Source organism: Alcaligenes sp. Me129, assembly GCF_050487245.1.
GTDB lineage: Bacteria > Pseudomonadota > Gammaproteobacteria > Burkholderiales > Burkholderiaceae_B > Alcaligenes > Alcaligenes phenolicus.
Genome location: NZ_JBKQGX010000003.1, coordinates 108754 through 130340 on the forward strand (window position 1 = coordinate 108754; position 21587 = coordinate 130340).

Annotated in this window: 21 protein-coding genes; 10 read left to right on the forward strand and 11 right to left on the reverse strand. The window is 56.4% G+C overall.

The window, feature by feature from the left end; translation table 11 throughout:
* Positions 1-181 precede the first annotated feature (181 nt).
* Positions 182-1057, forward strand: a complete 876-nt coding sequence (locus ACLPGZ_RS04455; RefSeq protein WP_115634274.1) for a hypothetical protein — start codon at positions 182-184, stop codon at positions 1055-1057.
* A 65-nt stretch (positions 1058-1122) separates the two neighbouring features.
* On the opposite strand, the gene ACLPGZ_RS04460 is transcribed toward ACLPGZ_RS04455, so the two are convergent.
* Positions 1123-2040 (reverse strand): LysR family transcriptional regulator, encoded by a 918-nt coding sequence (locus ACLPGZ_RS04460; RefSeq protein ID WP_026485032.1) that lies wholly within the window; start codon positions 2038-2040, stop codon positions 1123-1125.
* Between the two features lie 110 nt (positions 2041-2150).
* On the opposite strand from ACLPGZ_RS04460, the gene gcl reads away from it, so the two are divergent.
* The 6 genes from gcl (at position 2151) to pyk (ending at position 9040) form a co-directional block, all read left to right on the forward strand.
* Positions 2151-3926 (forward strand): glyoxylate carboligase, encoded by a 1776-nt coding sequence (gene gcl / locus ACLPGZ_RS04465; protein ID WP_035271252.1) that lies wholly within the window; start codon positions 2151-2153, stop codon positions 3924-3926.
* A 28-nt stretch (positions 3927-3954) separates the two neighbouring features.
* Entirely contained in the window at positions 3955-4743 is a 789-nt protein-coding gene (hyi, locus tag ACLPGZ_RS04470; RefSeq protein ID WP_239055112.1) for a hydroxypyruvate isomerase, read from the forward strand.
* Between the two features lie 39 nt (positions 4744-4782).
* Positions 4783-5667 (forward strand): 2-hydroxy-3-oxopropionate reductase, encoded by an 885-nt coding sequence (locus tag ACLPGZ_RS04475; RefSeq protein ID WP_035271253.1) that lies wholly within the window; start codon positions 4783-4785, stop codon positions 5665-5667.
* 223 nt (positions 5668-5890) lie between these two features.
* A complete protein-coding gene (locus ACLPGZ_RS04480) occupies positions 5891-7168 on the forward strand; it encodes a glycerate kinase type-2 family protein (protein WP_060186272.1) in 1278 nt (425 codons plus the stop codon).
* Positions 7169-7190: 22 nt separating this feature from the next.
* The gene (locus tag ACLPGZ_RS04485; protein WP_239055111.1) at positions 7191-7589 is read left to right on the forward strand and encodes a GlcG/HbpS family heme-binding protein; all 399 of its coding nucleotides are present in this window, start codon (positions 7191-7193) and stop codon (positions 7587-7589) included.
* Between the two features lie 29 nt (positions 7590-7618).
* Positions 7619-9040 carry a pyruvate kinase gene (gene pyk, locus ACLPGZ_RS04490; RefSeq protein ID WP_060186271.1) on the forward strand — a complete coding sequence of 474 codons (1422 nt, stop codon included), beginning with the start codon at positions 7619-7621 and terminating at the stop codon, positions 9038-9040.
* 616 nt (positions 9041-9656) lie between these two features.
* On the opposite strand, the gene coq7 is transcribed toward pyk, so the two are convergent.
* The 6 genes from coq7 to ACLPGZ_RS04520 are packed head-to-tail and all read right to left on the reverse strand — an operon-like array spanning position 9657 to position 14545.
* Positions 9657-10325: a 2-polyprenyl-3-methyl-6-methoxy-1,4-benzoquinone monooxygenase gene (gene coq7, locus ACLPGZ_RS04495; protein ID WP_009461117.1), complete on the reverse strand. Its 669-nt coding sequence runs from the start codon at positions 10323-10325 to the stop codon at positions 9657-9659.
* Positions 10326-10356: 31 nt separating this feature from the next.
* Positions 10357-10992, reverse strand: a complete 636-nt coding sequence (locus tag ACLPGZ_RS04500; RefSeq protein ID WP_239055110.1) for a hypothetical protein — start codon at positions 10990-10992, stop codon at positions 10357-10359.
* The gene (locus ACLPGZ_RS04505) at positions 10992-11627 is read right to left on the reverse strand and encodes an SCO family protein (RefSeq protein WP_009461119.1); all 636 of its coding nucleotides are present in this window, start codon (positions 11625-11627) and stop codon (positions 10992-10994) included. The genes ACLPGZ_RS04500 and ACLPGZ_RS04505 overlap by 1 nt, the downstream gene beginning before the upstream one ends.
* 21 nt (positions 11628-11648) lie before the next feature.
* Positions 11649-12236: a c-type cytochrome gene (locus ACLPGZ_RS04510; protein WP_026485026.1), complete on the reverse strand. Its 588-nt coding sequence runs from the start codon at positions 12234-12236 to the stop codon at positions 11649-11651.
* 55 nt (positions 12237-12291) lie between these two features.
* Entirely contained in the window at positions 12292-12882 is a 591-nt protein-coding gene (locus ACLPGZ_RS04515) for a cbb3-type cytochrome c oxidase subunit II (RefSeq protein WP_026485025.1), read from the reverse strand.
* 7 nt (positions 12883-12889) lie between these two features.
* Entirely contained in the window at positions 12890-14545 is a 1656-nt protein-coding gene (locus ACLPGZ_RS04520; RefSeq protein ID WP_035271261.1) for a cbb3-type cytochrome c oxidase subunit I, read from the reverse strand.
* Between the two features lie 593 nt (positions 14546-15138).
* Between ACLPGZ_RS04520 and ACLPGZ_RS04525 the strand changes: the two genes are divergently transcribed.
* The 3 genes from ACLPGZ_RS04525 to ACLPGZ_RS04535 are packed head-to-tail and all read left to right on the forward strand — an operon-like array spanning position 15139 to position 16860.
* Positions 15139-15561, forward strand: coding sequence for an OsmC family protein (locus tag ACLPGZ_RS04525; RefSeq protein ID WP_009461122.1), 423 nt, complete (start codon positions 15139-15141; stop codon positions 15559-15561).
* 7 nt (positions 15562-15568) lie between these two features.
* Positions 15569-16369 (forward strand): thymidylate synthase, encoded by an 801-nt coding sequence (locus ACLPGZ_RS04530; RefSeq protein ID WP_009461123.1) that lies wholly within the window; start codon positions 15569-15571, stop codon positions 16367-16369.
* Positions 16366-16860 carry a dihydrofolate reductase gene (locus ACLPGZ_RS04535; RefSeq protein ID WP_257112973.1) on the forward strand — a complete coding sequence of 165 codons (495 nt, stop codon included), beginning with the start codon at positions 16366-16368 and terminating at the stop codon, positions 16858-16860. Before ACLPGZ_RS04530 ends, ACLPGZ_RS04535 begins: the two co-directional genes overlap by 4 nt.
* A 171-nt stretch (positions 16861-17031) precedes the next feature.
* Here the strand turns inward: ACLPGZ_RS04535 and gcvH are convergent, their stop codons facing one another.
* From gcvH to dcd, 4 genes are all read right to left on the reverse strand, one after another.
* Positions 17032-17406 (reverse strand): glycine cleavage system protein GcvH, encoded by a 375-nt coding sequence (gene gcvH / locus ACLPGZ_RS04540; protein ID WP_021446974.1) that lies wholly within the window; start codon positions 17404-17406, stop codon positions 17032-17034.
* Positions 17407-17492: 86 nt separating this feature from the next.
* Positions 17493-18722 carry a BaiN/RdsA family NAD(P)/FAD-dependent oxidoreductase gene (locus ACLPGZ_RS04545; RefSeq protein WP_429640998.1) on the reverse strand — a complete coding sequence of 410 codons (1230 nt, stop codon included), beginning with the start codon at positions 18720-18722 and terminating at the stop codon, positions 17493-17495.
* A gap of 6 nt (positions 18723-18728) precedes the next feature.
* Positions 18729-21002, reverse strand: coding sequence for an arginine/lysine/ornithine decarboxylase (locus tag ACLPGZ_RS04550; RefSeq protein WP_026485019.1), 2274 nt, complete (start codon positions 21000-21002; stop codon positions 18729-18731).
* Positions 21003-21011: 9 nt separating this feature from the next.
* On the reverse strand, positions 21012-21575 hold the full coding sequence (gene dcd, locus ACLPGZ_RS04555) for a dCTP deaminase (RefSeq protein ID WP_009461128.1): 564 nt from the start codon (positions 21573-21575) through the stop codon (positions 21012-21014).
* Positions 21576-21587: the final 12 nt, after the last annotated feature.

Here is a 21587-nt window from a genome sequence, read left to right on the forward strand (position 1 = left end):
AGCCGCCCTGCCTGAAATGGGCGGCTGTTCAAATTTCCGCAGTACCTTCATAAAAGTATCGACTGTCCATAATTAATCTAAGCAAGGTCAGTAACACCCACTCAAAGAAAACTAAGGCCGCAGGCCGTAAGGGACATCAGATCCCAAGGACCTGCTTGCGCTCAAACAAAGAGGAGACACCATGAAAAAGCTACACCCTGCTCGCTGGGCATGCGCCCTGCTGGCCGCCCCACTGCTGTCCAGCCCCGCCTTGGCAGCCGACTGGAGCGACACCTTTTTAGGCTACCGTTTCAGCACGCAATACACCGAGCCGATGAACGATCGGACTATCCAGAAGCACATCCTGAGCCTGACACACGTCAACGGCTACAGCCTGGGCCAGAACTTCTTTAACCTGGATATTCTGCAGTCGGATCGCTACGACCCGTCCAGCGGCAATGGCAGCAATGGCGCCACCGAGTTCTACGCCACCTACCGCCACCAGCTCTCCATGGGCAAGGTATTCGACAAGGATCTGAGCTTTGGTCCCGTGAAAGATGTGGCCATTACTGCAGGCTTTGACCTGAACACCAAGAACACTGCCTTTGCACCTCGCAAACGCCTGCTGGTGCTGGGCCCGACCTTCAAATTCGATGTCCCCCGAGGTTTTGTGGACCTGAGCCTGATGGTGGGTAAGGAATGGAACCACTGCGGTCTGGGTGCCCCCGCCTGCCCCGACAGCCGCAGCTCCTTCCACACCCAGTTTCTGGCCAGCCTGAACTGGAATCTGCCCTTCGATGTGGGTTCGGTCCCGCTGAAGTTCCAGGGCTTTGCCAACTACGCCGGCCCCAAAGGTGACGACTACGCAGGCATCAGCACCAAGTCTGAAGTGCTGGTCCGTACCTCCCTGATGGCTGACGTGGGTAAAGTGGCCTTCGACAAGAAGAACACCCTGTGGGTGGGTATTGGCTACGAGTACTGGTACAACAAGTTCGGTAATCGCTATATGGCGAACGGCAACCTGAAGCCTGGCATCAAAACCAGCGCCCCCACCGTACAAGTGGAATGGCACTTCTAAGCGCCATGCAGCATAAAAAAAACCGCTTTTCGAAGCGGTTTTTTTTATTCAGAAGATCAAAGCAGTTAGAACTGCACCTCGCCGTCCCAATAACCCGGGGTGTTGTAGATGGCTCGCAAATAGTCGATAAAACGTCGCACTTTGGCTGGCAGATAACGCTGCTGCTGATACACCGCCTGGATGTCGTAGCTGGGAATCTCGAACTCATTCAGCACCGTCACCAGCTCGCCCCGCTTGAGTTCTGGCTGAATTTCCCAGGTGGAGCGCCAGCCAATCCCCCAACCTTGCTTGACCCAATTAAAGAGCAATTCACCGTCATTGCAGTCCAGATCACCATCAACCCGTACCGCCAAAGGACGACCATCCCGCAAGAAGGTCCAACCGCGTTGCTGCCCACCCTGCAAATTGAACGCCAGGCAGTTATGACGAGCCAGATCTTCCGGTACGCGCGGCACCCCGTGACGCTCGAAATACTCGGGCGTACCACACACCACACGCCGGTTCGGATACAGACGTACCGCCACATAGTTGGGGTCAGTGACCTCGCCAATACGCAAGGCCATGTCATAACCTTCGCGCACCAAGTCCACCACACTGTCGGTGAAGTTGAAAGACAGCTTCAGCTCGGGGTAACGCTTCTTGAAGGACAAGGCATGCGGTGCCACATGACGGCGCCCAAAGGCAGCCGGAGCCGATACCACCAGGTGCCCGCGCACCACTTTACGCTGGGCGCTGATGCTGGCTTCAGCCTCTTCAAAGTCCTTCAGAATTTGTTTGCACTGCTCCAGAAACTGCTCGCCCAGATCAGTCAACGTCAGCCCGCGCGTGGACCGGTGCATCAAACGCACCCCCAGTCTCTGCTCCAAGGCATCCAGGCGCCTACCCATCACCACCGGGGTAACGCCTTCGATCACGGACGCAGCCGCAAAACTGCCTTTTTCAGCGACCAGCGCAAAACTTCGAATTTCGGTATAACGGCTCATTCAATACTCCAAGTATCGATAGAAACAATCGTACCACCATTTCTAGGCAGGGCTATCACTCCTTATTATCGAGTTGTGAATTTCGTCAAACGATGATCTAGGAGATATCAATGGCTCGAATGAGAGCAGTGGACGCCGCCGCCGCGATTTTACGTAAAGAAGGCGTGAGCACCGTATTTGGCGTGCCTGGCGCCGCAATCAACCCCTTCTACTCCGCACTGCGCAAGGAAGGTGGCTTTGATCACATTCTCGCCCGCCACGTGGAAGGAGCTTCCCACATGGCCGAAGGTTTTACCCGTGCCAATCCCGGCAATATCGGCGTATGTATCGGTACTTCCGGCCCCGCTGGCACAGACATGATCACCGGCCTGTACTCCGCATCGGCTGACTCGATCCCAATTCTGTGCATTACCGGCCAGGCCCCTCGTGCCCGCCTGTACAAGGAAGACTTCCAGGCCGTGGACATTGAATCCATTGCCAAGCCCGTGACCAAGTGGGCCGTCACCGTGCGCGAACCCGATCTGATCCCGCGCGTGTTCCAGCAGGCTTTCCACATCATGCGCTCTGGCCGTCCTGGTCCTGTGCTGATCGATATGCCTATCGACGTGCAGATGGCCGAGATCGAATTTGATCTGGATACCTACTCCCCGCTGGAAGCCTACAAGCCTGCTGCCACCCGTGCCCAGGCTGAAAAAGCCATCGAACTGCTGAACGCTTCCGAGCGTCCGCTGATCGTATCCGGTGGCGGCGTCATCAACGCCAACGCATCCGAGCTGCTGCAGGAATTTGCCGAGCTGGTCAACGTACCCGTTATCCCGACCCTGATGGGCTGGGGTACTGTGGCCGACGATCACCCATTGATGGCTGGCATGGTTGGCCTGCAAACCTCGCACCGCTACGGCAACCAGACCTTGCTGGCATCGGACTTTGTATTCGGTATCGGTAACCGCTGGGCTAACCGCCACACCGGTTCCGTAGACGTCTACACCGAAGGCCGCAAGTTCGTGCACGTGGACATTGAGCCTACACAGATCGGCCGTGTATTTGGCCCTGATCTGGGTATTGCCTCGGACGCTGGCGCTGCACTGAAGCTGTTCATTGAAGTGGCCAAGGAGTACAAGGCTGCCGGCAAGCTGCGCGACCGCGCCGCCTGGGTAGCCGACTGCCAGAAACGCAAGGCCACCTTGCAGCGCAAGACCAATTTCGACAACGTGCCCCTGAAGCCTCAGCGCGTTTACGAAGAAATGAACCGCGCCTTTGGCCCTTCGACCACCTACGTCAGCACCATTGGCCTGTCGCAAATTGCTGCCGCCCAGTTCCTGCACGTGTACAAACCACGTCACTGGATCAACTGCGGTCAGGCAGGCCCATTGGGCTGGACGATTCCTGCTGCACTGGGTGTGGTTGCGGCTGACCCCGGTCGCGAAGTGGTAGCCATTTCGGGCGACTACGACTTCCAGTTCATGATTGAAGAGCTGGCCGTAGGCGCACAATTCAAGCTGCCTTACCTGCACATTCTGGTCAACAACGCCTACCTGGGTCTGATCCGTCAGGCACAGCGCGGCTTTGAGATGGACTATTGTGTACAACTGGCCTTTGACAACATCAACGCCCCTGAAACCGAAGGTTATGGTGTGGATCACATCACCGTGGTGGAAGGTCTGGGTTGCAAGGCCATCCGCGTACACAAACCCGAAGACATCCAGCCCGCCATTGAACAGGCTCGCGCATGGATGAAAGAGTTCAGCGTGCCGGTTGTGATCGAACTGATCCTGGAGCGCGTCACCAACATTGCCATGGGTACCGAACTGCACAATGTGACGGAATTCGAGTCCCTGGCCGAAGCGGGTATTGACGCCCCCACCGCCATCTCGCTGATGGACTGATTGCTGATTTAAAAAACGGAGTAGCACTATGCCAAAATTTGCCGTCAACCTGACCATGCTGTTTAACGAGCACGACTTCCTGGATCGCTTCCAGGCAGCGGCCGAAGCTGGTTTCAAGGGAGTGGAGTACCTGTTCCCCTACGCCTACGACAAACAGCAGCTGGCTGACAAACTGCAACAACACGGTTTGACCCAAGTGTTGCACAACCTGCCTGCGGGCGACTGGGACGGCGGCGAGCGCGGCATTGCAATCCTGCCCGAGCGCGTGGGTGAATTCCAGGACGGCGTAGGCCGTGCCATTGAATACGCCACCGCGCTGGGCTGCAAGCAAGTCAACTGCCTGGCTGGCAAGCTGGCCGAAGGTGCAGACCGCGAACTGGCTCACAAGACCTTGGTCAGCAATCTGCAGTTTGCTGCCGCCAAGTTGAAAGACGCCGGCCTGCGTCTGCTGGTTGAACCCATCAATACCTTCGACATTCCAGGTTTCTACCTGAACCGTACCGAACAGGCCGCGGCGCTGTTGCAGGACGTGGGTTCGGACAATCTGTTCATCCAGTACGACGTCTACCACGCCCAGCGCATGGAAGGCGAGCTGGCTGCCACCATGAAAAAGCACCTGGACAAGATTGCACACATCCAGATCGCGGATAACCCAGGCCGCAACGAACCGGGCACAGGCGAGATCAACTACGCCTGGCTGTTCAAGTACATCGACAGCATTGGCTACCAGGGCTGGATCGGCGGCGAGTACAAACCCGCTGGCGTGACCAAGGATGGCCTGGGCTGGATGACTGAACTGACTAAAGTCACTGCCTGATCGTCGAATACCTGCAGATAATTATTAGGAGATTACACAATGGCTAAAATCGGTTTTATTGGTTTGGGCATCATGGGTGCACCCATGGCCGTCAACCTGATCAAGGGTGGTCATGAGCTGTTTGCCTACACCCGTGGCGACTTCCCCAAAAGCGTGAAAGAAGCTGGCGCCACCGTTTGCGCCAACGGCACCGAAGTAACCCGTCAGGCTGACATCATCATCACGATGGTGCCCGACACCCCGCACGTGGAAGATGCGCTGTTTGGCGAAGACGGCATTGCCGCCGGTCTGAGCGCTGGCAAGATCGTGGTGGACATGAGCTCCATCTCCCCCGTGGCCACGAAAGACTTTGCCGAGCGCATCGTCAAGCTGGGCTGCGAATACCTGGACGCGCCTGTGTCCGGTGGTGAAGTCGGTGCCAAGGCTGGCTCGCTGACCATCATGGTCGGCGGCAAGCAAGAAGCCTTCGACAAGGTCAAGCCCCTGTTTGAACTGATGGGCAAGAACATCACCCTGGTCGGCGGCTACGGCGACGGCCAGATCACCAAGGTGGCCAACCAGATCATCGTGGCCTTGACCATTGAAGCCGTGGGCGAAGCCCTGCTGCTGGCCTCCAAGGCCGGTGCCGATGCGGGCAAGGTTCGTGAAGCGCTGATGGGCGGTTTCGCAAACTCCCGTATTCTGGAAGTTCACGGTGAGCGCATGGTCAAGCGCACGTTTGATCCAGGCTTCCGCATCGAACTGCACCAGAAAGACTTGAACCTGGCCCTGACCACGGCGCGCCAGCTGGGTGTAGCACTGCCCAACACCGCAACGGCCCAGGAGCTGTTCAATACCTGCGCCGCCCACGGTGGCGCCGCACAAGACCACTCCGCCATGGTCCGCGCTCTGGAAATCATGGCCAACTACGAGATTGGTCAATAAGATCGGTTCAAGGATGCTCCCGTCCGGACTGATTTTTTCCAGATATCAAGCCAGTACGACCGGGACATCCAGCAAGCGGGCTGCGGCCCGCTTTTTTTTACCGCCAAGTCCCCCCCAGACAGCACAATCTTTCTCGAAGGCTGCAAGTCAAAGCGGGGAGGTGAAGGCGTGTTGTAGCGCAGTAAGATGGTTTGTTGCCGTCACTCTGCATTAGGATTGACCCATGAAGATCGAGCCACAAGACTTACTCAGCAAAATGTTTCAAGCTGCCGTCAACGCGGCTCAGCCTGAACATTGCATCCCGCCTTATCTGCCCGATGCTCCCAAAGGCCGCACCATTGTGATCGGTGCTGGCAAAGCATCGGCAGCGATGGCCCAGGCACTGGAGCGTCACTGGGACAAAGGCCCCATCAGCGGTGTTGTCGTCACCCGCTATGGCTACGGCGTGCCTTGTGATCACATCAAGATTCTGGAGGCCTCTCACCCGGTCCCCGATCAAGCCGGTGAAGACGCGGCCCGCGAAATTTTGCGCACGGTCAGCGATCTGAACGAAGACGATCTGGTTATTTGCCTGATTTCCGGTGGCGGCTCGTCTCTGCTGCCTCTTGCCGGAGAAGGTATCACCCTGGCGGACAAGCAAGCCATCAACAAAGCGCTGCTCAAATCGGGCGCTTCAATTGGTGAGATGAACACGGTACGCCGCCACTTGTCTGCCATCAAAGGTGGCCGTCTGGCAGCGGCTTGTGCCCCCGCCCGCGTCCTGAACCTGCTGATTTCCGATGTTCCCGGCGACAAGCCCATGGACATCGCTTCTGGCCCCACGGTGGCAGATCCCACCACGTGCGAGCAAGCGCTGGAAATCATTACCCGCTACGGCATCGAGATTCCAGCCGCAGCCCGTGCCCTGCTGGAGAGCGGCGATGGCGAAACCATCAAACCCGACGATCCACGCCTGGCTCATGTCACCACCCATCTGGTTGCTACCCCCCAATTGGCCCTGCTGGCTGCAGCTCGTGTCGCTGAAGCCCGTGGCGTGCGTCCCGTCTTGCTGGGCGACAGCATTGAAGGCGAAGCGCGCGATGTAGGCAAAGTCATGGCTGGTATTGCCCTGAGCGTTTCCCAGCATGGCCAGCCTGCCCAGGCCCCCTGCGTGCTGCTCTCGGGCGGAGAAACCACCGTGACCTTGCGCGGCCAGGGCCGTGGCGGTCGCAATGTGGAGTTCCTGTTGTCCACCGCCATTGCCTTGAACGGGGCACCCGGTATCTACGGTTTGGCAGGCGATACCGACGGTGTGGATGGCCAGGAAGAAATTGCCGGAGCCTTCTGCGGTCCGGACACTTTGGAGCGTGCTTGGCAACAAGGTATACGCCCAAGGGCCAGTCTGGACAATAATGATGGTCATGGCTTCTTTGAAGCCTTGGATGACGCATTGGTTACGGGCCCTACCCTGACCAACGTCAACGATTTCCGTGCAATTCTGGTTTTACCCCCTAGCGATTAACGCTTTTCTTAAAGGACTGGACATGAGAGACACGAAAGTACTGACCCTGGCCGATGTTAAAAAAATTGCTGCTGCTGCCGAGCAAGAAGCGCTGAAGAACAACTGGACTGTCAGCATCGCCATTTGCGATGCAGGCGGTCACGCGCTCTGGATGCAACGTATGGACGGCGCTCCCTTGATGAGCGCGCAGGTTGCTCCCGCCAAGGCACACACATGCGTGCTGGGCGGTGGCAAGCCCAGCAAGGTTTTTGAAGACATGGTCAACAATGGTCGCTTTGCCGCTCTGTCCATGCCCATCACGCCACTGGAAGGCGGCGAGCCGATTGTGGTGGACGGTCAAGTCATTGGTGCAGTCGGCGTGTCCGGCGTAAAGGCACCTGAAGACGCTCAGATCGCCCGCGCCGGTATCGCTGCTCTTTGAGCTATCGATCCCCCTAAGGACAACACCCCATGAAACGTCAACGTCATTCCCGCATACTGGCTACCCTGGGTCCTGCCAGTTCTACGCCAGAACGCATTCGTGAACTGTTCGAGGCCGGCGCTGATGTGTTCCGCCTGAACTTCAGCCACGGCACACATGAAGACCATGCCGCGCGCTATCACACCATTCGTCAGATTGAAAAGGAAACCGGTCGCAGTATCGGTATTCTGATGGACCTGCAAGGGCCCAAGCTGCGCGTTGGCAAAATGCAAGATGGCCGCGTGACATTGGAAACCGGCCAGAAATTCCGCCTGGATCTGGACCCCGCCGAAGGGACCAGCCAGCGTGCCTACCTGCCTCACCCCGAAATCTTCGCTGCACTGGAAGATGGGACAGACCTGCTGCTCGATGACGGCAAGCTGCGTCTGCGTGTGGACAGCTTTGGTCCGGATTTTGCAGAAACGACGGTCATGGTCGGCGGTCCGCTGTCCGACCGCAAGGGCGTGAACGTACCCGGCGTGGTACTGCCTATCTCGCCCTTGACCGAAAAAGACCTGATCGATCTGAAGTTTGGACTGGAATTGGGCGTGGATTGGGTTGCGCTGTCCTTTGTGCAACGTCCTGGCGACATCCGTGAAGCCCGCGAGCTGATCGGCGACAAAGCCTGGATCATGGCCAAGCTGGAAAAACCGCAAGCGCTGGAACACCTGGAAGAAATTGTCCAGCTGTGTGATGGCGTGATGGTGGCACGTGGCGACCTGGGCGTGGAAGTCCCACCCCAGCGCGTGCCTGTGTTGCAGCGTCAAATCGTGCGTACTGCCCGTGCGGCAGGCCGTCCGGTGGTTGTCGCTACACAGATGCTGGAATCCATGATTACCTCTCCTGTGCCTACACGTGCTGAAGCTTCCGACGTGGCTACCGCCATCTATTCGGGTGCCGATGCCGTCATGCTGTCCGCCGAATCGGCCTCCGGCCAGTTTCCACTGGAAGCGGTGTCCATCATGGACAGCATCATCAAGGAAATCGAAAACGATCCTAGCTGGCGCACCATTCTGGAAGCCAACCACAGCACCGCTGAAGCCAGCACCGCAGACGCGATCTGCTGCGCCCTGCGTCGCGTGGCCAGCATTCTGGAACCGGCAACGAACGTGGCCTACACCACAACCGGCTTTAGCGCCTTGCGAGCCAGCCGTGAACGGCCCATCGCCCCTATCCTGGCACTGACACCCCGTGTGGAAACCGCACGCCGTCTGAGCTTGGCCTGGGGTGTCCATGCCGTGCCTTGCGAGGACGTCAGCGATCTGGGCGAGATGATCGACCACGCTACCGATATGGCAGCGCAACATGAGTTCGCCCAGGCGGGCGACACCATCGTGATGATTGCCGGTGTTCCTTTTGGCACCAGCGGTCGCACCAACCTGCTGCATGTGGCCACGGTTCCACAGAAGTAATTTCGCTCAACCTTGGCGATAAAAAAAGCCTTGTCCATCCACAATGATGGGCAAGGCTTTTCCTATTCAGACTGTGCAGTATTTTTTTCATGTGAAGCCAAAACAGCGACGGCGAGCCGCACGGGCATCAACAAGGCCAGAAGCCCCGTAAATGCTAGCCCTTCAAGGCAGGTCATTCACAAACAAAGGATACGGGCAAAAAAAAACCCGAGATCTAGAGATCTCGGGCAAATCCACCAAAGGAGGAGGGTGGAGGAGACAATCGTGGCAAGTTGGGCTACCAGATAAAGTATCGAGCCAGAAAGCTAAGGGTTATTACGCTTGTGCTTTTGCTTATTTCCCGCTTTCTTTTCAACATCCAATAACTAAAGTCTACCCACAAAAATGGTGCAATGCAAGATAAATGCTGTGGAAAACCCTTAGATGCCCATCTTGTCGCTTTAATGCATCAATTTCCTAGCGCAAATCTCATCCCAGGTATCTAGTCGTTAACCCTAAGCCGCCAAACAAGCTCCAAACCTACAAAGCAAAACGGGTCAATTACTGACCCGTTTTGCTACTTGCATCCATGAAGGCTCGGCACTCATCAATAAGTGATTTGGCCCAGAGCCCCGTTTTACAAGCGATAAGCCGTCGTCGTCATGACTTTGGACATCATGCGCATCAAAGTTTTAACGGGTGGAGGCAAACCCACAGCCCCGTGATTCTCGGCGGTACGACGATGCTCAATCTCGTCATCGCGCATTTTTTCTACGATCCGGCGCGAGCGATTGTCTGTAGCAGGCAAGGACTCCAGATGGCTTTCCAGATGCTCTTCAACCTGGCGCTCGGTCTCGGCCATAAAGCCCAGGTTATAAGGCACCCCTGCCCGGCTGGCGAGCAAGCCTAACGCGAAAGAACCGGCATACCACAAGGGGTTGAACACGCTGGGGCGGCTATCGAGCTCGCGCAAACGGTCATCGCACCAGGACAGGTGATCCACCTCTTCCTGCGCAGCTTGCAGCAGCACTTCGGTTGCCTGGGGATCTTTGCACAACATGGCCTGGCTACGGTACAAGGCTTGGGCGCAAATCTCGCCTACATGGTTCACACGCATCAAGCCGGCAGCATGGCGGGCTTCGTCAGCCGTAATCTCGGACACTTCCTTGCCAGCGGGATTCGGGCGCGACGCGCGTGCCGAACGCCCCAATACTTCCAGGGCCCGATTCGTCTCGCTCAGAATCTGGTCAAAAAAGCTGTTGCGTCGGTACAGACGGGTATCGCTGTTGGAAACGGTATGGCTCATGAGGACACCTGCAAAACAAAATGGATGGGTATTATTGCCGCAAAAAGGCGATCACTGCCTTGCTCTCAGACAAGAGCCAAAGCAATGGCAGCACACAAGCCATGATAACCAGGCCTATGCCGGCAATCTCTTGGTCAGACTGCAGATAGAAATTACAGAGCCGAACCGGATTGTCGTAATACAGCAGACCAACAATGGCCATCATCCAACTGAAGTTACCAAAGAAGAACAGACGAAACACCAGATGGGCGCGGCGCCAGGACTCCATGAACAACATGCCCATCAAGACCAGACCGATATATTTGGCAGTAGCCATGGGAGGCGATACCAGCACATCGTCCAGTGCTTTGGGAACCATCCAGTAAGCCGCCGCAAAGCTGACCATGATCAGGCCAGGCAAACCATACTCATTCAAGGCGTAATACGGGCGTAGTAAAGACTGCATGGCAGCCGAACGTCCAACTCCCTGGTAGCGCAAGGCCAGTTGCAAGGTAATGCCCGACAGGACCAACAAGGGAATATGCACCAGCATGTGCAGACTCATGGAGGCGGTCAGCGGGCGATCCCAGAAGGCTGCGGCAGCAAACAGCAAAGCTGCCACCAATGCCAGGGCACTACCAAAATAAGGACGTACTTTAGGGGAGTCGACGACACGTTTTAAGGACATTACATCGCTCCCTTCTTATCCAGATCCTCGAGGGCACGCTTGGCATACGCCAGGGCCAACATAGGTTCACCGTAATCCACGATACGACCCAGGCGCGGTTCGGCACTGACAACGTGATAGGCCGCGTTGTGCTCGTACTCATCAAAAGGGGCGGGAATAACGACGATACCAAAATCATCCAGCACACGTTGACGCTGTTCGCCGGGCATCATGGTGACAAATTGCCAGACGTCCGGGTTGGCCTTCATGGTTTTGCTATAGCGGCGCAGGTGATCAGGCGAATCGGTGGGATCAAAACTGATGCTCAGCAGACGGATACGGTCCTGCAAGCCTTCGTCCACAATCGCTTTTTGCAGTTGCTGATACTCCGAGCCCATCGCCAGACATAGCGTGACACAGCGGGTATAGATGAAATTGACGATGGTAATACGGCCATCGTTTTGCAGCAGAGAGCTTAGCTGGGTACTGCCCCCGGCAGGGAGCAGTACTTCGACATCGGAGATCAGACGCGGCGAGGCGGCAACATCATTGCGACGGGCCGTCTCGGCTGTCAGGGCGGAGAACCCTTGCGTCAAATGGGCCAGTGCCCCAATACCCAGGGCGAAGACCAGGAGAATACTTATAAATAGTCTCATCGCTGGCCCATCATTTCAGTCTTACTCTTCCATGGGAGCCAGATCAGCGTCCCCATTCCAATGATCGGTTTTATCAGCTGTTTTTTCACGTTCGGCTTTGACAAAGGCCACGTCCACAGGATCGGCGCTATTGCCACCCAATTCTGTACGCAGGTAATTAACAACGGCCGTCATTTCCTCGTCATTGAACTTCTCGCGGAACTCGGGCATCGCACCATTGTACTTATTACCCTTGACCGTGATCTCACCCGTAATACCGTGCAGCATGATCTGGACCAAAACTTCAGGCTTGCGCAGTACCCATTCGGAACCCACCAGCGGAGGGAACACGCCTGGAACACCGGCACCCGTTGCCTGGTGACAGGCGGCACATTGGGCTACGAACAGCTGCTGACCATCTACCGCGCCTTCTGGCAATTCGAAGTCGGCAACGATACGGTTGTCGCCCACGGTTGCGTCATGGCTCAGGTCACTGCTGAAAATATAGTAGATGCCCCACAGGAACAGACCTGCAATGATCAGCAGAACCACCCAAGGGATCGGTGCTGCGTTTTCTTCCGGATCGGAATGCTCACGCAGCTGTGCTTCATATTTACGATTGTCGCTCATTCTAATTCTCCGAGGCGCCCCGCCTTGCGGGGCGCGCTAGCTCAGCAATGCCTGTTTATTTGATAACGCTGGCTGGCGCTACGGGATACGTACGATCCAGCGCCAACAGGTATTCAACCAGGTCCAAGGCCTCTTGCTTGGCCACAACCACCTTGCCTTCTGGTGCAAAATCACCTGGCAAGTTGACAACCTTGTCGCCTTCCTCTGCCTTGTCCTTGAGCTCGAACATGAAGGGGTAAGAAGGCATATTGCTGCCAGGAGTATAAGCACGAGGCTGATACAAGTGACCCAGGTGCCAGTCCACGCTAGGCTGACGAGCACCAATATTAAGCAAGTCTGGACCAGTACGCATGGTGCCGAGCAGGTGAGGTGTGTCGTAGAAGTAGTCGCCTGCTACCGAGGCACGACCCCAGCCACGCTGGAAGTCAGGAGCCTGGTTCTGGCTGCGTGGCTGCTGCGAGTGACAGTAGACACAGCCCATATCAATGTATTGCTGACGGCCGCGCAGTTGCACTTCCGTGTAAGGCTTCAGGCCTGGAGAGGGCTCCACCTTTTTAACTTGCAGGTAAGGGACAACGACCAGAGCCGATGTGGCCAGGGCGAGCGTCACCATGGCGCCGCCCAATAGTTTGTATTCGCTTTCCATGACTAAATCATGCCTCCACTACATTGCGAGTTGCCGAGCGCTGGTGAAACAGGGCTGGACCAATACGACGGCTGCCATAGCGCAAAGCCATTGCCACAAAGTGGAAGGCAAACACAAGGTGACCCAGAGTCATCAAACCACCACCAATCGAGCGCGACTTCAGGTAAGGCATCGTGACAAACACCGATTCCATGAAGGCTTTGGCAGGATCAAGCATGGCCAGACCTTGCAGCCAACCGCCAATGCTCAGACCAATAGCGTAGATGGAGAAACCAATCACAACCAGCCAGAAGTGCAGGGAGATCAGTTTGGGGTAAGGCCACTCCCAGGACAGCACGCGCGGCATCACGTAGTAGATGGCACCGAACATCACGATGGTAAAGAAGCCGTACAAGCCGATGTGGGCGTGGGCAACCGTGAAGTGCGTGAAGTGGGTAATCGTGTTGATGCTGCGCAGCGCTTCAAAAGAACCTTGGATGGAGCTGACGGTGTACATCATGCCGCCCAGCACGATAAAGCGCAGGGTGGGCGAGTGAATCAGGGTACGGAAGTGACCCTTCATGGTGTAGTGCTGGTTGATCGAGAAAGCCAGCACAGGGATGATCATCATCATGCTTTGCACGATGGACAGGGTAACCATCCACTGGGGCACAGGACCGCCAACCAGGTGGTGACCACCAACCTGACCGTAGAAAAATGCCAGACCCCAGAAACCCACCAGAGACAGGTTGTAGGAGCTGATAGGCTGACCGATGATCTTGGGCAGGAAGTAATACACCGAAGCCAGAGCCATCGGGGTGTAGAACAGACCCAGCACGTTGTGGCCAAACCACCAGTTCATGGTTGCTTGTTCAACACCCACGTGCACGGCAGGCAGGTTACCGACCAAGAACAGGATAGGGAACCAGAACAGGGCTGCGCCCATGTACCACACCGACACATACAGGTGGTGAGCACGACGGTTTTGCAAGGTGAAGACCAAAGGCAAGGCAGCCAGAGCACCACCGATAACCATCAGGATATCAACCTGCCAAGGCATTTCCAGCCATTCCATACCGTCGGTGATACCCATCGCGATACATGTCAGACCGATAGCCAGGCCAATGTTCCACAAGATCCCGCCCGTGATGGCATAACGCGCACCGATCAGGGGAGTCTTGAGCAAACGAGGCAGCATCCACATGGCAACGCCGAACGCGGCCATTGGAGCCCAGCCGTAAGCCACACCGTTCAGGTGCAGCGTACGCATGCGACCAAAGGTCATCCAGGCGTGTTGCGTCAGAAATTCGGGATCGTGCAGCTTGATCGAGCTGATCAAACCTGCCGTCGAGGCAAAGATCAGCCAGAAGACCGAACAGGCCAGCAAAATGAACGTGACCTTGGCGGAGGAGCGGTCGGCTTCCACGCGTTCTGCCAATTCAAGGCTCAGCGCCTGACGATCTTCAGCCGAAATTGCCTTGCGGCCCATTTCTTCTTGAAGTGCCTGACGTTGTTCAGGGGTGGCGGAGGGGTCATCTACCTGCCCGATTTCGCCTTTGGAGAAGATCTCTCGCGAAGCAGCGGGACTGTGGTCAAAGAAGTTACGGCGTAACGACCAGATGAAAACAAAGAGTCCTGTAACGGACAATATGAAAGCTAGTAGCAGTATTGAAACGGTATTCACAATGATCCAGGCCTGGTTAATGTGAAGCTGCCAAGCAGCTCGGCGGCACCTTGACGCGTCGCAGATCAAAAGAGCATGGACGCAAAAAATCTGCGACTGCCTAGGTCGCGAGAGCCGTCATGTTAAAACACCCGCTTGTGACGTCCGAATAAAGCCCCCATTGAAAGCAAGGTTTATTGAGACAGAACAAATACGAGCACGACATTTTTTGGTATACGGGCGACAGCCATTATAGGCGAGGGTAAACCCCTGTGACATATCTGTTTCAAAATGCCGTGTACCGCACAGCAGTTTATCCTAGGACAAACAACAAAACCAGTCTAAATCTTACAAAGAGCATGGTTCTGCTCTGATTTGTCCATATGGAATTTCTTATACGGGTGCCACATCCGCCACCATCAGATGCCCTGAGAAGTAACAAGGCCCACATCCGGGCTTCACATTTCAATTAGCAATAAAGCTGCAAAAATCCGCATCAAATCACGCTAAACCTGGTTTCCATCCAGGCGCGACACAGCCCTCATCAAAAAGTACAATCACCGCTATCAATCTACTGACGAGTCTTGGCTCGCACTGCAAACAAAGGAATTCATATGGAATGCACAATCGACTGGGGCGGCAAAGACGGAATGTTGTTCGTTGCCCGTACAGGCAGTGGTCATGTGACGGCCATGGACGGTGCACCCGAAGGTGGCGGCAATAACCTGGCTCCACGCCCCATGGAAATGCTGCTGACCGGCGCCGGTGGCTGCGCAGCCTACGACGTGGTGCTGATCCTCAAGCGTGGGCGTCACGCCATTACCGGCTGCCAGGTCAAGCTGACGGCCGAACGCGCCGACACAGACCCCAAAGTCTTTACCAAGATTCACTTCACTTTTGTGGTCACTGGCAAGGACCTGCCCCAGGCCGCCGTTGAGCGTGCCGTACAACTGTCGCACGACAAGTACTGCTCCGCTTCGGCCATGCTGGGCAAAACAGCCGAGATCACCTATTCCGTCGACATTCAGCAAGCCTGAGGCCACCATGTCCCTGTATCCCTACGAAGACCTGCTGCGCCTGGTCTACACCCAAGGCACTCCCAAAGGGGACCGCACCGGCACCGGCACGAACTCGGTATTTGGTCACCAAATGCGCTTCGATCTGTCGCAGGGTTTCCCGCTGATCACCACCAAGAAACTGCATACCCGCAGCATCTTTATTGAGTTGCTGTGGTTTTTGCGTGGTGAGTCCAATGTGCGCTGGCTGCAAGAGCGCGGCGTATCCATCTGGGACGAATGGGCCGACAAGGACGGCAATCTGGGCCCGGTCTATGGTGTGCAATGGCGTTCCTGGCCCACTCCCGATGGCCGTCATATCGACCAGATCAGTCAGTTGGTGGAACAGATCCGCAAAAACCCCGACTCACGCCGCCTGATTGTTTCGGCCTGGAACGTAGCGGATGTGGGCCAGATGGCCCTGCCCCCATGCCATGCCCTGTTCCAGTTTTATGTGGCAGACGGCAAGCTGTCTTGCCAGCTCTACCAGCGCAGTGCCGATATTTTCCTGGGCGTGCCCTTCAATATCGCCAGCTACGCCTTGCTGACTCACATGATGGCGCAGCAATGTGATCTGGAAGTGGGTGATTTCATCTGGACTGGTGGTGACTGTCACCTGTACTCCAACCACTTCGAACAAGCAGAGCTACAGCTCTCGCGCGAGCCTCGCCCCTACCCCAAGCTGACGATCAAGCGCAAACCTGCCAGTCTGTTTGATTACGAGTACGAAGACTTCGAAATCACCGACTACGATCCTCATCCCCACATCAAGGCGCCGGTTGCCGTATGAGTTCCACTCCTTTCATTCGCCTGGTCGTTGCCTATGCGGCCAATCGCTGCATTGGCAAGGACAATGACCTGCCCTGGCGCCTGCCTTCCGATTTGCAGCACTTCAAACGCGTAACCATGGGTTTGCCCATCATCATGGGCCGTAAAACCTGGGAGTCTCTGGGCCGCCCCTTGCCCGGCCGCCCGAATCTGGTGATCAGCCGCAATGCGGATTACCAGGCAAAAGGTGCGCAGGTATTCAGCAATCTGGACGAAGCCCTGGCAGCCTGCCCCGGCTTTGAAACCGCTTGTGTGATTGGTGGCGAACAGCTTTTCCGTCTGGCCCTGCCTGTGGCGCAGGAACTGATCGCAACCGAGATCAAGGCTGATGTGGACGGGGATACTTTCTTTCCGGAACTGCCCGCCGGAGAGTGGCAAGAAGTGGAGCGCCTGCCTCAGCCTGAGGAAAACGGTTTCACTTACGACTACGTGACCTACCGTCGCCGTAGTTAAGAAAACCGGCTACTTGGCCCAAGCTATCCGTCTCACTGCACGCTTAACCGCGTAGGCTCGAAACCAAATAAAAGGCCTGAATCCGATGACACGGATTCAGGCCTTTTTTGCGATCAGTCCGCCGAAATCAGGCAAGACCAAGGCGTATTCCTGCTAACTCAATATCTGAACTTACTCAGCCACCGCTGCATAAGCAGGGCCATCCAGCAAACCTTGCAGATCAGCCGGATTGTCAGCCTTGAGCTTGAAAATCCAGGTATCAAATGGAGCTTCATTGATCAGATGCGGTGCATCGGACAAGGCCTGGTTGAACTCCACCAGCTCGCCCGCTACAGGCGCGTAAATGTCGGAGGCGGCCTTCACCGACTCCACCACACCCGCTGTAGCACCCGCAGCCAGACGCGTCCCTGGGGTGAAGTCACCCACAAACACCAGGTCGCCCAACTGATCTTGAGCAAAGTCGGTAATGCCAACCAGCACAACACCGTCTTCATCTTTGGCCCACTCGTGGCTTACCACGTACTTTCTATCTCCTGGCAGCTGCATATCGCCTCCCTGACTGACCAGCCAACAATTCCGATGATTTCAGAAACGGCAGCAGACCATGCCCACTGCCCTTCCTGCTCGCATACTTAACCCTGCTCTGCCTGTGCCTTCAAAGCACGTGCACACGCTGCTGCCGACGCCCAGGCCCATTGGAAGTTATACCCGCCCAGCCAGCCGGTGACATCGACCGCTTCACCGATGAAGTACAGACCAGGTACTTTACGCGCTTCCATGCTCTTCTGATTGAGCTCGCGTGTATCCACGCCACCGCTCATCACTTCCGCCTTTTTATAGCCTGCGGTGCCACTAGGTTTCAACTCCCAGCCATTAATCACCTGTCCCACCGTGCGCAACACGCGATCCGGCAGATCAGCTAGACGTTGCTGTCCCACGCCTTTGGGCAACAAGTCCGAGGTATCCAGCCACTGCTCGACCAGACGGCGCGGCCACAAGGTCGACAAGACCGTGACCAATTGCTGACGGTTACCCGCTTTCAGATCCAATAATTGTTGCGCGATGTCCTGACCGGGAGCCAGGTCCACACTAATGCTCTCGCCCGACTGCCAGTAGCTGGAGATCTGCAAGATACCCGGCCCGGACAAGCCACGGTGCGTAAACAGCAGATCTTCCAAAAAGGCCTGACGTTGCTTGCCCTGCCCTGTGCTGACCTCCACCTCCAAAGCCATGCCGCTCAAGGCAGAAAATGGCTTCCAATCCCGACCGTCAAAGGTCAAAGGGACTAGAGCGGGGTGTGGCTCAATCACTTTCAGCCCAAAGTGACGCGCCACGCGCAAGGCATAGTCCGTGGAACCCAGCTGCGGAATCGCCATGCCGCCCGTGGCAATCACCACTTGCAAGGCATTCAAATCCCCCTGACCGGTGCGCAGCACAAAGCCTTCCTCGGTACGGCCAATGGACTGCACCGAACAGGGCATGCGCCAGGACACCTGCCCTTTCAAACACTCCTGACGCAGCATCTGGATGATGGACTCGCTGGAGTCATCACAGAACAACTGGCCTTTGTGCTTTTCATGAAAGCCGATGCGGTACTCCCGCACCAGCTCCAGAAAATCCTGAGGGGTATAGCCCGCCAAGGCCGAACGGCAAAAATGCGGGTTCTTGGACAGAAAATTCTCGGGTGAGGTGCCCGTATTCGTGAAGTTGCAGCGCCCTCCACCGGAAATACGGATTTTCTCGGCCAGCTTTTCAGCGTGATCAATCAGTACCACTCGCAAGCCACGCTGGCCTGCGATACTGGCAGCCATCATACCGGCCGCACCTGCGCCGATGACGGCAACATCAAAAAAAGGGATCACGCGGATTTACTCGTTGGTTTCAGACTCAAGCACACAATCTACGTAGTAGCGTGGCAGTCCATCAGGGCCGATATCCTGCGCCAGTCCATGCACATAGGTCTCAAAGCCAGGGAAGCGGGCATTGAACTCGCGCGCAAATTGCAGGTACTCCACAATGCGCGAGTTAAAGCGTTCGCCAGGAATCAGCAAAGGAATGCCTGGGGGGTAAGGCGTCAGCAAGACACCCGTCACACGGCCTTCCAGTTCGTCAATGCCAACGCGCTCGATATCGCCGTGCGCCATCTTGGCATAGGCGTCCGAAGGTTTCAGAGCGGGAATCATGTCGCTCAGGTAAACCTCGGTCGTCAGGCGAGCCAGATCGTACTTGCGGTAAGCTTGGTGAATCTGCTGACACAGGTCACGCAAGCCCATGCGCTCGTAGGTAGGCTGAGTCTTGCAGAAGTCCGGCAAAATGCGCCACATGGGCTGATTGCGGTCGTAATCGTCCTTGAACTGCTGCAAGGCGGTCAACAAGGTATTCCAGCGGCCCTTGGTGATGCCAATGGTGAACAGAATAAAGAAGGAGTACAGGCCGGTTTTCTCGACTACCACGCCGTGCTCAGCCAGATACTTGGAGACCAGAGCGGCAGGAATACCCTGTTCAGCAAAGGTGCCGGAAATATCCAGGCCAGGAGTCACTACCGTGGCTTTGACCGGGTCCAGCATGTTGAAGTTGGTCGACAACTTGCCAAAGCCGTGCCACTCCGCATCGGAGCGCAGAATCCAGTCGTCGCGCTCGCCTATGCCTTCTTCGGGCAGATTGTCCGGTCCCCAAACCTTGAACCACCAGTCGTTCTCGCCGTATTCCTTGGACACCTTGCGCATGGCGCGACGAAAGTCCATGGCCTCGCAAATGCTTTCCTCGACCAGGGCGGTGCCGCCGGGCGGCTCCATCATGGCCGCCGCCACATCACAGGACGCAATAATCGCGTACTGCGGGCTGGTGCTGGTGTGCATCAGGTAGGCTTCATTGAACACGTTGCGGTCCAAGGGGCGGTTCTCCGCATCCTGCACCGTAATCTGGGACGCCTGCGACAGGCCAGCCAGCATTTTATGCGTGGAGTGCGTGGCGTAGATCATGGTGTCTTTGGTGCGCGGACGGTCCGCACCAATGGCGTGCATGTCGTGATAGAAATCGTGGAACGCCGCATGCGGCAACCAGGCCTCATCAAAATGCAGCGTGGGGATCTTGGAATCCAGAGTCTCCTTGATCATTTCCACGTTGTAGATCACGCCATCGTAAGTACTTTGCGTCAGCGTCAGAATACGAGGCTTCTTGTTCTTGGCCTTGCTGGCAAAGGGATTGGCCTCGATCTTGCGCGCAATGTTTTCCGGCAGGAATTCGTCTTGTGGAATGGGACCAATAATGCCCAGGTGGTTGCGCGTGGGGCGCAGGAACACTGGGATAGCGCCCGTCATGGTAATGGCGTGCAGGATCGACTTGTGGCAGTTACGGTCCACTACCACCACGTCGTTATTGGCCACATTGGCGTGCCAGACGATCTTGTTGGACGTGGACGTTCCGTTCGTCACGAAAAAGCAGTGGTCGGCATGGAAGATACGGGCAGCATTGCGCTCGGCCTCGGCCACCGGGCCGGTGTGGTCCAGCAGTTGGCCCAATTCATCGACCGCATTACAGACGTCGGCACGCAACATGTTTTCACCAAAAAACTGGTGAAACATCTGGCCAACCGGGCTTTTCAGAAAGGCTACGCCTCCCGAATGCCCTGGGCAGTGCCAGGAATAGGAACCGTCAGAAGCGTACTTGACCAGCTCGCGGAAAAACGGCGGCGCCAGGCTTTCCAGGTAAGAGCGGGCTTCGCGGATGATGTGACGCGCCACGAACTCGGGCGTGTCCTCAAACATGTGAATGAAGCCGTGCAGCTCGCGCAAAATATCGTTGGGGATATGCTGCGAGGTGCGTGTCTCGCCGTACAGATAGATGGGGATGTCCTCGTTGCGGAACCGCAGCTCGCCAATAAAGGAGCGCAGGTTCTTGATCGCATTGGCGACATCCTCCGGGGAATCCACATCGAATTCCTCATCATCAATCGACAAAATGAAGGCGCTCGCGCGGCTTTGCTGTTGCGCAAAAGAACTAAGGTCACCATAGCTGGTGACCCCGAGAACCTCTACGCCTTCGGCCTCTATCGCCGAGGCCAGGGCTCGAATGCCCAGGCCCGACGTATTTTCGGAACGGTAGTCTTCGTCGATGATGACGATGGGAAAACGAAACTTCATCCAGAACTCCTAGGTACGAGGCAGGGTAACGCCTAGCTGACCTTGATATTTGCCGCCGCGGTCGCGGTACGACACTTCGCACACTTCATCGCTTTCAAAGAACAACATCTGTGCACACCCTTCACCGGCGTAAATCTTGGCTGGCAGCGGGGTGGTGTTGGAAAACTCCAGGGTGACGTGGCCTTCCCACTCGGGTTCCAGCGGAGTCACGTTCACGATGATGCCGCAACGGGCATAGGTGCTCTTGCCCAGACACATGGTCAACACACTGCGAGGAATACGGAAGTACTCAACCGTGCGGGCCAGCGCGAAAGAATTGGGCGGAATAATGCACACATCACCGACAAAATCCACAAAGGATTTTTCATCGAAAGCCTTGGGGTCCACGATGGTCGAGTTGATGTTGGTGAAAATTTTGAATTCGTTGGCACAACGCACATCGTAGCCATAGCTGCTGGTGCCGTAGCTGACGATACGTTGTCCGTCTACATTGCGCACTTGGCCTGGTTCGAAAGGCTCGATCATGCCCTGGGCAGCAGCCCGCCGAATCCAACGGTCGCTTTTGATACTCATAAGAAATTAGCC

Excerpts from the sequence above, each read along its gene's own strand:
- ACLPGZ_RS04480 (WP_060186272.1), top strand. The coding sequence starts at position 5,891 with ATGAAGATCGAGCCACAAGACTTACTCAGCAAAATGTTTCAAGCTGCC.
- ACLPGZ_RS04485 (WP_239055111.1), top strand. The coding sequence starts at position 7,191 with ATGAGAGACACGAAAGTACTGACCCTGGCCGATGTTAAAAAAATTGCT.
- ACLPGZ_RS04535 (WP_257112973.1), top strand. The coding sequence starts at position 16,366 with ATGAGTTCCACTCCTTTCATTCGCCTGGTCGTTGCCTATGCGGCCAAT.
- ACLPGZ_RS04505 (WP_009461119.1), bottom strand. The coding sequence starts at position 11,627 with ATGAGACTATTTATAAGTATTCTCCTGGTCTTCGCCCTGGGTATTGGG.
- pyk (WP_060186271.1), top strand. The coding sequence starts at position 7,619 with ATGAAACGTCAACGTCATTCCCGCATACTGGCTACCCTGGGTCCTGCC.
- coq7 (WP_009461117.1), bottom strand. The coding sequence starts at position 10,325 with ATGAGCCATACCGTTTCCAACAGCGATACCCGTCTGTACCGACGCAAC.
- ACLPGZ_RS04475 (WP_035271253.1), top strand. The coding sequence starts at position 4,783 with ATGGCTAAAATCGGTTTTATTGGTTTGGGCATCATGGGTGCACCCATG.
- dcd (WP_009461128.1), bottom strand. The coding sequence starts at position 21,575 with ATGAGTATCAAAAGCGACCGTTGGATTCGGCGGGCTGCTGCCCAGGGC.
- ACLPGZ_RS04550 (WP_026485019.1), bottom strand. The coding sequence starts at position 21,002 with ATGAAGTTTCGTTTTCCCATCGTCATCATCGACGAAGACTACCGTTCC.
- gcvH (WP_021446974.1), bottom strand. The coding sequence starts at position 17,406 with ATGCAGCTGCCAGGAGATAGAAAGTACGTGGTAAGCCACGAGTGGGCC.
- ACLPGZ_RS04515 (WP_026485025.1), bottom strand. The coding sequence starts at position 12,882 with ATGGAAAGCGAATACAAACTATTGGGCGGCGCCATGGTGACGCTCGCC.
- ACLPGZ_RS04460 (WP_026485032.1), bottom strand. The coding sequence starts at position 2,040 with ATGAGCCGTTATACCGAAATTCGAAGTTTTGCGCTGGTCGCTGAAAAA.
- ACLPGZ_RS04500 (WP_239055110.1), bottom strand. The coding sequence starts at position 10,992 with ATGTCCTTAAAACGTGTCGTCGACTCCCCTAAAGTACGTCCTTATTTT.
- ACLPGZ_RS04510 (WP_026485026.1), bottom strand. The coding sequence starts at position 12,236 with ATGAGCGACAATCGTAAATATGAAGCACAGCTGCGTGAGCATTCCGAT.
- ACLPGZ_RS04455 (WP_115634274.1), top strand. The coding sequence starts at position 182 with ATGAAAAAGCTACACCCTGCTCGCTGGGCATGCGCCCTGCTGGCCGCC.
- gcl (WP_035271252.1), top strand. The coding sequence starts at position 2,151 with ATGGCTCGAATGAGAGCAGTGGACGCCGCCGCCGCGATTTTACGTAAA.
- hyi (WP_239055112.1), top strand. The coding sequence starts at position 3,955 with ATGCCAAAATTTGCCGTCAACCTGACCATGCTGTTTAACGAGCACGAC.
- ACLPGZ_RS04530 (WP_009461123.1), top strand. The coding sequence starts at position 15,569 with ATGTCCCTGTATCCCTACGAAGACCTGCTGCGCCTGGTCTACACCCAA.
- ACLPGZ_RS04525 (WP_009461122.1), top strand. The coding sequence starts at position 15,139 with ATGGAATGCACAATCGACTGGGGCGGCAAAGACGGAATGTTGTTCGTT.